The following is a 12,809-nucleotide window of genomic DNA, read 5'->3' on the forward strand; positions in this document are numbered from 1 at the left end:
TTGACAGTAGTTTTTTGGTTTAATGTTTCAATATAACTAATTCTTTCAAAAACTCCTCCAACTTATCCAATGCCAAAACAAGTTGCTTCATAGAATAACAATAAGAAATTCTAATATACCCTTCTCCTCCAACTCCAAAAGCACTTCCTGGAACAATGGCAAGTTTCTTTTCAAATAAAAGCCTATGACAAAACTCATCTGAACTTAAATTAAATTTCTTTATAGATGGGAAAATATAAAAAGCTCCCAATGGTTCCACCACATCAATACCCATTTCAATTAATCTACCATAAACATAATCTCTTCTTTTTTGAAATTCCTTTTTCATAAAACAAACATCTTCCATAGCATTCTTTAAACCTTCATATGCTCCATATTGAACTATAGAAGGAGCACAAGAAACATTGTATTGATGAACTTTTATTATATGCTTCATAATACTCTCAGTTGCGCACACATACCCTAATCTCAAGCCTGTCATAGAAAACATTTTAGAAAATCCGCTAACTAAGATAACTTTATTTTTTATTTCTTCACTTTGAGCCACAGAATAATATTCATCACTATAGCATAAAGCACTATAAATTTCGTCACTAATAACTATTATTTCTTCTTCTTTAATCAATTGCACTAAATTATCTTTATTCTCTTTTGATAAAAGAGCTCCTGTTGGGTTAGTAGGAAAAGACAACACTAATATTTTAGGTTTTTCTTCTTTAATTAAAATTTTTAGTTCTTCCAAATTTAATGTGAAGTCCTCTTTTAACTCATAATTAATTACTTCTCCACCTAACAATTTAACTGAACTCTCATAAGCAGGATAAGCTGGAGTAGGGATTAAAACCTTATCCCCACTATTTATCAAAGCAGTAAAAGTGGATAATAAAGCCTCACTCCCACCAATTGTTGTACAAATCTCATCTGCTTCATAATTTATACTAAACTCATTTTTTAAATAAGTCGAAATTTCTTCTCTTAACTCCAAAAGACCTGCATTAGAAGTGTAAGTCGTTTTATCTTCATTTATGGCTTTAATAATGGCTTCCTTAATTGTTAAAGGAACTGGAAAATCCGGTTGTCCTAAAGTAAGTGAAATTGCTCCTGGCACCTGACAAACTTTATTATAAAACTTTCGTATTCCTGATATTTCTATATTATTAACATTTTTAGATGAAAAATCACTCATTTTATTACCTCCAGATTGTTTTTTTTATTAATTTTACACCATTCCAATAAATATTGTCTATATTTATATAGGTTTTTTGCATAAATATTAGATAAATTTGTTTTTTTTCATAATTTGTCTTTAAATTGTTAACAATATTTATTATAATAAAGACTAACCAACTAAATGAGGAGGATTATGAAATGGATTATGATTTAACCAATCCCTATGAGATTGCAAGATTTATAAAAGAAACTACAAAAACTACCCCTGTGAAAGTATATGTAGATGGTGATTTAGCAAACTGTCAATCTGGAAACATTGATGTTTTCGGTGAAAATAGTTTTTATGTTTTATTTGGGGAAAATGAAGAGGTAGAAAAATTTCTAGACGATAACAAAGATAAAATCAAAAAGTTTAGAATGGAAAGTGATAGAAGAAATTCAGCTATTCCTATGTTAGACACAAGACATATTGATGCTAGAATTGAGCCAGGTGTTACTATCAGAGATAGAGTATCTATTGGTAAGAGAGCCGTTATTATGATGGGTGCTGTTATTAATATTGGATGTGAAATCGGTGAAGAAACAATGGTAGATATGAATGCCGTTCTAGGTGCTAGAGCAAAACTTGGAAAACATGTTCATTTAGGAGCTGGTGCAGTTGTAGCTGGCGTATTAGAGCCACCAAGTGCTTCTCCATGTGAAATAGGAGATAATGTACTTATAGGTGCTAATGCAGTTATTTTAGAAGGTGTTAAGGTTGGAGCTAACTCTGTAGTAGCTGCTGGAGCTGTCGTAGTAGAAGATGTTCCTGAAAATGTTGTAGTTGCAGGAACACCAGCAAAAATAATCAAAACAGTTGATGCAAAAACTAAAGATAAAACAAAACTTTTAGATGATTTAAGAAAATAATATTTAAGAAAATAATATTTATAAAAATAAAAGAATCGAGGATATCCCCCGATTCTTTTATTTTTATTCAGCTATTTTTTCATGTTGCTGAGAAGAAAATTCATCAAATTCCTCTGAATCGTCATAGTCATCTTTATAATCTCTTCCAAAATTCATTTCATCTTCATTATCTGATTCATTTGCTCTTTCTAACTTTGAGATAGAAACTTCATAAGCTACTTTTGTTATAGAATCATCTTCTTCAACCTTTTTTTGATACTCTCTACTTTGAAGTCTTCCCCAAATTTTTATATTATCACCTACATTAAGTGATTTGCAAAATCTAGAGTTTCTACCCCATGATATAGTAGGAATATAGTCAGATTTATTATAAGCTCTATTCACAGCTAATAAAATATCTGAAATTTCTCTGCCAAAAGGAGTTGTCCTATAAACTGGTCTTTTGCATACATACCCGTTTAAGAAAATTTGGTTAGGATTTTTACTTCTTTCTTCCAAAGGTTGAATATCTCTTGCAAAAACAGTTAATATAAGTCTATTTGATCCTGAAACATACTTATTATAAGACCTTAACTGCCCTTCAACAATAATTTGCTTACCTTTTCTAATGTCAACATCCATAAGTAGTCTTTCTGATATGGTTATTGGTAAAATATCTCTTGAATCACTAAGTCTTGGAACTTCCATTCTAAAAGTATAAAAGCCTTCCCCAAACATCTTGTGACTAAATTCTAATTCGCCAATACAAGTACCTTCAAGATAAATCTTATTATTTTGCATTAAATTATCCATACTACCCCATCTCTCCCTTAGTTTTTTTTAATTTTATCTTACAAAGTTAATTTATTCACCAAATAATTTAATTATTACATTTTTTGAAATTTATTAACTCTTTAACAATTTTATGTAACATTTAATTCTTCAATAATAATTCGATAATAATTCGATAAATCCCCAATAATCTTTCCATTAATTTACATACTATTATAATACTAATTACCTAATATTTCAATAGTAAAATCATAAAATATTCCAAATTTATAAAATTATTTTTTGATTTGTTTTCCAGAATAGTCAATATAGTATTCTTCTTTATAAATTAAATCTGAAATAGTTACAAATTCATACCCTTGTGCTTTTAACTCCTCAATTATTCTAGGTAAATTTTCTGGGGTGTATATAGCTGCATTATGAAATAGAACAATAGAGCCTGGTTTTACTTTTTTCATTACTCTATTAAACTCTAAATCTGCTCCTTGCTCTTTCCAATCTATACTATCTACATCCCATTGAATACAATAATGATTTGTACTTTCCACTGCCTCTACAACACTATTATTATAAGAACCGCTTGGACATCTAAATAAACTAGTCTTTTCACCTGTTAAATTCTCAATTTTAGAGTCAGTAATATTTATTTCTTTTACAATATTAGTTTTTGGCACTCCAACCATATCTGGATGAGTATCTGAGTGATTTCCTATCTCATGCCCTCTATTATAAATTTCCTTTGTTTCCTCTGGAAACTGGTCTACCCATCTTCCTAATAGAAAGAAGGTTGCTTTTACATCATATTTATCAAGTATATCCAATATCTTAACCGTATTATTAGCGCCCCAACTTGCATCAAAAGAAATTGCAACTTTTTTTTCTTCTGTGTCTACACAATAAATTGGCAATTTTTTATTTGTATTAAAAAATACGCCTTTTGTTTTTAAATTTAAACTTATTGACAATAGTAAAATTAAAATAACCGACAATGCAATGTAAATTGTACTTCTAGATTTAACGAAAGCTTTCAACATTCTCCTCCACCTTTAAATTTCTTATAAGCTATATTTAATCTAATCATAGCTATTTACTAAAATATATATGTTCAATTCTATTTTTATTACCTAATAATGAAAATTTTCTTTTACATATTAAAAAAGCACTGAAAAATTTCACTGCTTTTATGGTATAATAACTATTATTTACTTTTGTATAGTATAATGATATATTAATAATCGGAAAAGATTATAAAATTATTTCCTTGTCCAAAAAAACATTTTTAAAAGCATTATTTAAGTCAGGAGTGGAAAAAATGTATAGCAATACAACAGAATTAGCCGAGAATAAATTACTTTTATTATATCTGTTTAATAAAATTGATCTTCCAATATCAAATAATCAAATCACTGAGATAATATTAAAGAACAATTTGATGGACTACTTCACCCTTCAGCAATTTATTACAGAATTGTCTACCTCAAAATTTATTGAATCAGTTGAATATGACGGAAAGCAAAGATTACAAATAACCCCAAATGGCTCTAATGTTCTTAATCTTTTTAATAATAGAATATCACCTTCAAAAAAAGAGCTTATTAACGACTTCATCCAAAAAAATATTGATAATATTAAAAAAGAAATGACCATTTCTGCTGATTACACCATAGAAGGTGATAATTATATTGTTAATTTAAAGGCTACAGAAAATAATATAATTTTAATGGATTTAAAAGTTAATGTAGCATCAATTAAACAAGCTAATGAATTATGCACTAAATGGAAAAATAGTTCCTCTGATATTTATACAAATATTATTTCTATTTTGATTCAAGAGTAATCATTGCCATTCCTGTAGGCTCACTTCCTACTGGGATGGCCTTTTTATCTTCTGTTATCAAGTCCATCTCAACTACTTTATTATTATAATTATCTCCAATAAAAATAAAGTTTTTATACAAAACCATTCCTCTTGGCATTCCGCCTATAGAAAAAGTTCTTTTTATTATTCTCTCTTTCAAGTTAACTTCATGAATATACCCATCCCCAAAATTAGATACATAAAAATTTTCATTATTGCAACATAAATCCACAGGTATTCTATTCACTTCAATTTTTTTCTCTACTTTAAAACTTTCTAAAGATAACATAGATACACATCCATTTTTATCACTACCAATATAACTTTCGCATACAAGAATTTCATTTTTCTCTGGAGAAAATATAGCTTTTGTAGGATATTCTCCTACTCTTATGTTTAAAACTCTGTTCATATCCATCAAATCAATTATTGTAATACTATCACTATTGAAATTTGTTACAACTAAAGTTTTTTTTTCCTTATTAATTTCAATACTATGTGGCTCATTCTCGCAAGGAATTTCTTCTATAACCTTCATGGATATCAAATCTATCACAACCACACTATTTGATTCTCCACAAGTAATATAGGCTTTATCTTCATATTCCACTAAATCATTGCAATGCATTCCTACAAAATATTCTTTAACTGAATTTTTCTTTAATAGCTCCACAACTTTTAAATTATTACTATAATTATTGGCAACTAAAATTGAATTTTTGTATTGAACTATTCCATGTGGTCCAATTTTTTCTTTATCCTTAGAATTTAATATAATTGTTTTTTTAACTGAAACTTGTTCTAGCTCTATACAAGAAATAGAATCAGAATTTGTATTACATACGCATAAGCTCTCCACTTTACCACCACCTATTAATTATAGTATGTAGCCTTAATTTAAAATGCTATTATTATATAAATATTCTATTGTAAACCTTAATTTATACTTGAACTGTAATACCTCATTGACCAAAAATAAATATTTGAGTATAATCATGTATGTACTGTATTTGTAATCTAAGGAGGAATTTTAAATGGAAGTTTTCAAAACTAGTGGCGTATGCGCAAAAGAAATACAATTTAAAATAGAAAATAATAAAATTGTTGATATGGATTTCGTGGGTGGTTGTGATGGAAACCTAAAAGGATTGTCTCAACTATGCTTAAATATGGATATAGATGATGTAATTGAAAGATTACAAGGAATATCTTGTGGTAGAAAAAACACTTCTTGCCCTGATCAGCTAACAAAAGCTTTGTTAAAATATAAAACAACCGCTTAATCACTTTCAACTGTCTACTGACAAACATGAACCCTTTTAAAAGCTAAGCATATAATATTATATATGGACAGCAAAATGTCCAGGTACTTTTGAAAGGGGGGCTATTTCATGAGTCAATGCAGAAGAGGTCATAATGATTGTGATGAAATATTATTTTTTGTTTTAATTATTATATTAATTTGCTGTTGTGGATGTGGCGGTTTAGGACTAGGTCTTTGTGGCTGTTGCTGTTAATATAAAGAGAACCCTGTGGAGTATGTCCACAGGGTTTTTTTACCTTCAAAACGTAAAGTTGTTTCCATATTATTTTTCCATATAAGCTATCAATAAAGCTATGGTATTCAAAATTCCATCAATATGAGTTCTTTCCATACCATGGGAAGCATGTACTCCTGGGCCTATTAAAGCTCCTTTTATATCGTTGCCACCTCTTAAAGCTGCTGATACATCTGACCCGTAAAAAGGATATACATCTACAGCATATTCAAGATTTTTTTCTTTAGCTGAATCAATTAATTTTGAAACCATATTATAATCATAAGGACCTGAAGAATCCTTTGCACAAATTGAAACTTGCTGCTCTGTACAATTTAAATCTTCTCCCATAGCACCCATATCAATAGCAATAAATTCACTAATATCTTTAGGTATAAATGATGATCCATGACCCACTTCTTCAAAAACTGAAATCACTATTTTAATTGTATTCTTTAATTTTATATTTTCTCTTTTAATATACTCCATAAATCCAAACAAAGCCGCTACTCCTGCTTTATCATCTAAATGTCTAGATTTAATAAATCCATTAGAAAGAATTTCAGTTCTTGAGCAATATGAAATAAAATCTCCAACTTCAATTCCTAGAGCTACTACATCCTCTTTAGAATTCACCAATTCATCAATTCTTATTTCCATGTTTTCTTCATTTCTTTCTTGAGTTCTAGCTTCTTTAAAAACATGAACTGAAGGTTGAGTAGTTAAAACCGTACCTGAATATTTTTTACCATTTCTAGTATGAATTGTACAATACTCACCTTCCACCGTACTCATCATATATCCACCAATAGAAGTTAATCTAATTTTACCATCCGGTTTTATAGACCTAACCATAGCTCCTAAAGTATCTAAATGAGCTGATAAACCTATAACATAGTTATCACACTCACCATCAATAGTTATAATTCCGCAGCCTTTGTTGGTTTTATCAAATTTAAAGCCCAAATCCTTTACGTAACTTTCAATTTTACTCATAACCTCATGGCAAAACCCACTAGGACTTGGGGTTTTTAGTATATCTTCTAAAATATTAAGTACATATTGTTTGTTAATATTATAATTCATTTTTTTATCTCCCTTTTGATTTGTACAAAATTTTTCAAATTCACACTAATTGTAAAAAGCGAAGAAACTATTTGTAGGGGCGGCGTGGAAACCGCCCCCTACCTGTTAGTTCATCCTTTTTCTCAATACTGAACTATTCTCCCATAACTATCCTTCTCATATCTCCTACCATATAAAATGACCCACTTATCAAGAGCAAATCATTTTCTCCACAACTATTTAATGCTTCTTCATAAGCTTCAGAATAATCATCAATGCTTAAGCAGTTTTTGTTGTATTTTTCCACAAGTTCTTTTAAATCCTCAGCTAGTTCTGCTCTTTCACTATGAGGAGTTATACAAATTACTTTATCTGCTTTTTTTGAAATTAACCCAGCCATTTTTTCAACTTCTTTATCTGCCAAGATTCCAAGAATCAAAATAAGTTTATCATATTCAAAATACTCTTTTATGGATTTAACTAACATAGCTATTCCATCATTATTATGAGCACCATCAATTACTACTAAGGGATTTTTATTTAAAACTTCAAGTCTTGCCATCCACTTAACCTTACTTAATCCATCTATTATTGATTTTTCTGATATGGCAACTCCTGTTTTTATTAAAGCTTCGATGCCAGTTACAGCAGTTAAACAATTCATTAATTGGTGTTTACCTAGAAGAGAAAGTTTTACTGTGTATTCTTTGGTACGAGTATTTACTTCTATTTCTTGCCCAATAAAATCATCCTCAATAAAAACTTTAGAAAAACTAACTTCTCCTCTATCTGCATAAGTTACATCACATTTTTTATCTGTTGCTATTTTTTCTATAACTCTATAAACTGATCTATCTTGAGGATAAATTACCACAGGTACATTATCTTTTATTATTCCTGCTTTTTCATAAGCTATTTTTTCAAGAGTGTCACCAAGTATATCCATATGATCAAAACTAATAGAAGTAATAATAGTTAGGATTGGAATAATTACATTTGTAGCATCTAGTCTTCCTCCTAAACCTACTTCTAAAACCACAAAATCTACATTTTTCTCATAAAAATATAAAAATGCTGCCACAGTTACAATTTCAAATTGTGTGGGTGGCTCATATCCTAATACTATTAATTGTTCCACTACTTTTGAAACTCTAGTTATCAATTCCGCAACTTCTTTTTCTGTTATATTTTCTCTATTTATCTGAATTCTTTCTCCAAATTGTTGCACAAAAGGAGAAGTATATAATCCTGTTTTATACCCTTCCTCCATAAGAATCTGGCTTATCATTGCCGAAGTAGACCCTTTGCCATTAGTTCCTGCAATATGAATATATTTAATCTTTTTCTCTGGATTACCTAATAATTCTAGCATTTTTTCAGTTCTCTCAAGGCCTAAATTTATGCTAAACCTAGAACACTCGTTTATATATTTTAAACTTTCTTCATAATTCATATTTTTTCTCCTAGGTAATATTTTTAATAGGGTACCGGGGCGGCGTGGAAACCTCCCCCTACATTTTGTTGTGTCTCAATAGAACAAAGCCCGCTAAGGGCTTTTTCTATTTTAGTGCATTAATTCTTTCCACTACAGAATTAAACATTTCTTTGTATTTTTCGCCTTTTTCTTTTTCTTCATTTACAACTGATTCTGGCGCTTTGCTTATAAATCTTTCATTAGATAATTTTTTCTCTACTCTATCTATTTCTTTTTCTAATTTTTCTTTTTCTTTATTCAATCTTTCAAGTTCTTTTTCAATATCAACTAAGTCTAACAAAGGCATAAATAATTCTGCACCTTTTGTTATGGTTGAAACCATATTATCAGTAGCTTCTTCCTTAGTTTCTATAAACTCTACCTCTGATGCTGAAGCTAGTTTTTCAAAGTAAGTTCTTCCTTTTTCAAAAGCTTCTCTTCCTTCAGTAGTGTGAATTATAACTTTTGCTTTTCTTGAAGGCGGAACATTCATTTCTGCTCTAACATTTCTTAAAGCTTTTATAGCCTCTATTACGTAATTCATGTGATCTTCTGACTCTAAACTTTCTAGTTCTTCACTGAATTCAGGCCAGCTTGAGATTGTTATACTCTCCACAACACCTGGAAGATTGCAATAAATTTCTTCAGTGATATATGGCATAGCAGGGTGAAGTAATTGTAATCCTGTTTTTAGAACAGTATTTAAAACATTTAAAGCTATACCTTTAGCTTTTTCATCTTCTCCATACAATACCGGCTTTGCAAGTTCAATATACCAATCGCAGAATTCTGTCCACATAAAGTCATAAACCTTTTGTGATGCAATACCCAATTCGTATTTCTCGATATTTTCAGTAACTTCTTTAACAACAGTATTCATTCTAGATAATATCCATTTATCTGCTAAAGTATACTCTTTACAGTCTTTGTATTTCTCCATTAATTCTTCATCTAAATTCATCATAACAAATCTGGAAGCATTCCAAATTTTATTTGCAAAGTTTCTTCCTGACTCTACTTTTTCTTCGAAGTATCTAATATCGTTTCCTGGTGCATTTCCAGTTAAAAGCATAAATCTAAGAGCATCTGCTCCATATTTATCAATAACTTCTAATGGATCTACTCCATTTCCTAAAGATTTAGACATTTTTTTGCCTTCTCCATCTCTAACAATACCATGAATAAATACTGTATGGAAAGGAATTTTATTCATGCAATAAAGAGAAGAGAAAATCATACGAGCAACCCAGAAGAAAATAATATCATATCCTGTTACTAAAACATCTGTTGGATAAAAATATTTTAAATCTGGAGTTTCTTCTGGCCAACCAAGTGTGGAGAAAGGCCATAAAGCTGAACTAAACCATGTATCTAAAACATCTTCATCTTGTTTTATATTTGTGCTATGGCATTTTGTACATTCATGTACATCATCTACAGAAACCATTATTTCTCCACATTCCTCGCAATACCAAACTGGAACTCTGTGTCCCCACCAAAGTTGTCTTGAAATACACCAATCTTGAATGTTTTCCATCCAATTATAATAAGTTTTAGAGAATCTTTCTGGCACAAATTTTACTTCTCCACTTCTTACAACTTCAAGAGCTGGTTCTGCTAAAGGTTTCATTTTTACATACCATTGTGGTGAAGTTATAGGCTCAATAGTTTCTCCACATCTATCATGTGTTCCTACATTATGAGCGTGGTCTTTTATTTTTACTAACAATCCTTGTTTATCTAAATCTTCTATCATAGCTTTTCTTGCTTCATATCTATTCATTCCTGAATATCGTCCATAACCATCAACAATAGAAGCGTTTTTATTCATAATATTAATTTCTTCTAAATTATGTCTTTTTCCTACTTGATAATCATTAGGATCATGAGCTGGAGTGATTTTTACTGCCCCTGTTCCAAAATCTATACCTACATAATCGTCCGCAACTATTGGAATTTTTCTACCTACTAAAGGAAGTATAAGATTTTTACCAATCAAATGTTCATATCTAGGATCTTCAGGATTTACTGCAACAGCTGTATCTCCTAGTAGAGTTTCTGGTCTAGTTGTAGCGATTTCAATATACCCTGACCCATCTTCTAATGGATAATTAATATGCCAGAAATGTCCTTCTTGCTCTTCATATTCAATTTCTGCATCTGAAATAGCCGTTTGACAATTTGGACACCAGTTAACAATTCTATTTCCTTTGTATATTAAATCATCATTATATAATTTAACGAAAACTTCTTTAACTGCTTTATTCATACTTTCATCCATAGTGAATTTTTCTCTTGTATAATCCGCAGAAATTCCTAAGCTTTTATATTGAGTTTTTATTCTTTCTCTATAAGTATCTGACCATTCCCAAACTTTATCTAAGAAACCTTCTCTACCTAATTCTTTTTTCTTTATACCATTCTTTAATAATTCTTGCTCCACCTTAACCTCTGTGGCAATACTTGCATGGTCTTCACCTGGTAACCATAAAGAAGAAAACCCTTGCATTCTTTTTACTCTTATTAAATAATCCTGTAATGTACCATCTAATGCATGCCCTAAGTGTAATTGTCCTGTTATATTTGGTGGTGGCATTAATATAGTATAAGGCTTTTTATCAGGGTCCACTTCTGGAGTAAAATAACCTTTTTCTTCCCAATTTTTATAAATTCTTTTTTCAAATTCTTTTGGATCATAATTTTTTGCAATATTTATTTCTGCCATTACGTTACCTCCTAAATTTGTGTTTTTCTTGCACGCAAAAAAGCGCTATCATCCTGAAAAGGACGACAGCGCGCGTTACCACCTTAGTTCTGGAAAATCCAGCTCTCAATTAATTTAACGATTTCCACCGTTTTTGCCTACTGTTAGTTCAGCAAAAAAACTCCGAAGCTACCTTCAAGATATTTTGTATGAAAGATCTTCCAGCCGACGAATCCTTCTCTCTATATACTCCTTTATCTTTACTCCTCTTCATCCAAGTTGATATACAATATCAAAACATATACTACCTTTAATTATAACCTTATTTCTGTTTGTGTCAAGAAATTTTTAACTTAAGTATTGTCTTTAACATAATCTATAGCAATTTGCATAAATTTCTTTATATCTGATAATTCAGTTTGTAATAAATCAAATATCACCTTATGGTCTATTTCCCAATAAACATGAACCAACTTATTTCTAATTTTAGCCATCTGCTTCAAATCCACTAAAAAATCTTTGTCTATGATTTTAATCTTATATAAACTATCAAAAATATTTCTTTTTACACTTCAATAAATGGAGATTGAACCACAATAATTATATTATGGCCCAAGATAATAAAATTACTAATCACAAAAACCCATGTTTTTGAATAATTTATGTAGTAGAAGATTTTTTTTAGTGAAAGGTTATTTAATATAAATAAAAATCAAATAAATTTTTGAAAAATGAGGCCTGATTATGGATTATGATTATTTTCCATATACTTTATTAAATCAGTACAAATTAATTCATAAAAATAAAAAGGAAAAAATTTATCTTATGCCCGACAATAAAGTTCTTAAACTTTGTAAAAATATAAAAGATTGTAGAAGAGAATATTTAGTTTTACGATATGGTAACTTATATGATGTATTTCCTAATGCCTATGAATATAGAAACGGTTATATTATTAGGGACTACGTGGAAGGATTATGTTTGATTGAATATTTGAAAAAAAATTCCTTTGATAAAGAATTAGCTTTAGCCTTAATATCCTTATATGATGATTTATCCAAGCTTAAATTTAAACGCCTAGATACAGGCGTTTCCCATATATTTGTTACCAACGAAAAACAACTAAAATTAATAGGTTTAAAAAATAGCTGTTGGAAGGAAGAACGTTATCCATCTCATTTGATTAGTGGGTTAAGAAGGTTAAAAGTTTCAAAAGAGTTTTTTAAAATTCTTAACGAAGAAAGACCTGAGTTATATAAAGAATGGAAAAAAAGCTGATACATTCCTCACAATTTTTTGTATTGTACAAGTATATATCAG

At 29.7% G+C, this 12,809-nt stretch carries 13 protein-coding genes and 1 other annotated feature; of the genes, 5 read left to right on the forward strand and 8 right to left on the reverse strand.

The annotated features are described in order from the left end of the window. Window positions 1-19: 19 nt before the first annotated feature. Window positions 20-1,186, reverse strand: a complete 1,167-nt coding sequence (locus BUB83_RS12215; protein ID WP_073338754.1) for a pyridoxal phosphate-dependent aminotransferase — start codon at window positions 1,184-1,186, stop codon at window positions 20-22. A 182-nt stretch (window positions 1,187-1,368) separates the two neighbouring features. On the opposite strand from BUB83_RS12215, the gene dapD reads away from it, so the two are divergent. Beyond that, entirely contained in the window at window positions 1,369-2,079 is a 711-nt protein-coding gene (gene dapD / locus BUB83_RS12220) for a 2,3,4,5-tetrahydropyridine-2,6-dicarboxylate N-acetyltransferase (RefSeq protein WP_073338755.1), read from the forward strand. A gap of 63 nt (window positions 2,080-2,142) precedes the next feature. Here the strand turns inward: dapD and BUB83_RS12225 are convergent, their stop codons facing one another. Then, a complete protein-coding gene (locus tag BUB83_RS12225; protein WP_073338756.1) occupies window positions 2,143-2,871 on the reverse strand; it encodes a single-stranded DNA-binding protein in 729 nt (242 codons plus the stop codon). A gap of 254 nt (window positions 2,872-3,125) precedes the next feature. Continuing rightward, window positions 3,126-3,884: a polysaccharide deacetylase family sporulation protein PdaB gene (gene pdaB / locus BUB83_RS12230; RefSeq protein ID WP_073338757.1), complete on the reverse strand. Its 759-nt coding sequence runs from the start codon at window positions 3,882-3,884 to the stop codon at window positions 3,126-3,128. A gap of 278 nt (window positions 3,885-4,162) precedes the next feature. Between pdaB and BUB83_RS12235 the strand changes: the two genes are divergently transcribed. After that, window positions 4,163-4,687, forward strand: a complete 525-nt coding sequence (locus tag BUB83_RS12235; protein ID WP_073338758.1) for a DUF4364 family protein — start codon at window positions 4,163-4,165, stop codon at window positions 4,685-4,687. Here the strand turns inward: BUB83_RS12235 and BUB83_RS12240 are convergent. Further along, a complete protein-coding gene (locus BUB83_RS12240) occupies window positions 4,668-5,567 on the reverse strand; it encodes a YncE family protein (RefSeq protein WP_073338759.1) in 900 nt (299 codons plus the stop codon). The genes BUB83_RS12235 and BUB83_RS12240 overlap by 20 nt on opposite strands. A 175-nt stretch (window positions 5,568-5,742) precedes the next feature. Between BUB83_RS12240 and BUB83_RS12245 the strand changes: the two genes are divergently transcribed. Beyond that, window positions 5,743-5,991, forward strand: coding sequence for a TIGR03905 family TSCPD domain-containing protein (locus BUB83_RS12245; protein WP_073338760.1), 249 nt, complete (start codon window positions 5,743-5,745; stop codon window positions 5,989-5,991). A gap of 108 nt (window positions 5,992-6,099) precedes the next feature. Next, window positions 6,100-6,225, forward strand: a complete 126-nt coding sequence (locus BUB83_RS22740; protein WP_278336934.1) for a hypothetical protein — start codon at window positions 6,100-6,102, stop codon at window positions 6,223-6,225. A 69-nt stretch (window positions 6,226-6,294) separates the two neighbouring features. On the opposite strand, the gene BUB83_RS12250 is transcribed toward BUB83_RS22740, so the two are convergent. From BUB83_RS12250 to BUB83_RS12265, 4 genes are all read right to left on the reverse strand, one after another. After that, the gene (locus tag BUB83_RS12250; protein ID WP_073338761.1) at window positions 6,295-7,332 is read right to left on the reverse strand and encodes a M42 family metallopeptidase; all 1,038 of its coding nucleotides are present in this window, start codon (window positions 7,330-7,332) and stop codon (window positions 6,295-6,297) included. 133 nt (window positions 7,333-7,465) lie between these two features. Continuing rightward, entirely contained in the window at window positions 7,466-8,764 is a 1,299-nt protein-coding gene (locus BUB83_RS12255) for a bifunctional folylpolyglutamate synthase/dihydrofolate synthase (protein WP_073338762.1), read from the reverse strand. Window positions 8,765-8,870: 106 nt separating this feature from the next. Continuing rightward, on the reverse strand, window positions 8,871-11,510 hold the full coding sequence (locus BUB83_RS12260) for a valine--tRNA ligase (protein ID WP_073338763.1): 2,640 nt from the start codon (window positions 11,508-11,510) through the stop codon (window positions 8,871-8,873). A 55-nt stretch (window positions 11,511-11,565) separates the two neighbouring features. Continuing rightward, window positions 11,566-11,775: a binding site (T-box leader), on the reverse strand. 67 nt (window positions 11,776-11,842) lie between these two features. Continuing rightward, entirely contained in the window at window positions 11,843-12,046 is a 204-nt protein-coding gene (locus tag BUB83_RS12265; RefSeq protein WP_084133545.1) for a DUF86 domain-containing protein, read from the reverse strand. Between the two features lie 187 nt (window positions 12,047-12,233). Here BUB83_RS12265 and BUB83_RS12270 point away from each other — a divergent pair, with 187 nt between their 5' ends. Continuing rightward, window positions 12,234-12,767 (forward strand): serine/threonine protein kinase, encoded by a 534-nt coding sequence (locus tag BUB83_RS12270; protein ID WP_073338764.1) that lies wholly within the window; start codon window positions 12,234-12,236, stop codon window positions 12,765-12,767. Window positions 12,768-12,809 lie beyond the last annotated feature (42 nt).

The sequence above is a fragment of the Clostridium grantii DSM 8605 genome (assembly GCF_900129965.1).
GTDB lineage: Bacteria > Bacillota > Clostridia > Clostridiales > Clostridiaceae > Clostridium_AF > Clostridium_AF grantii.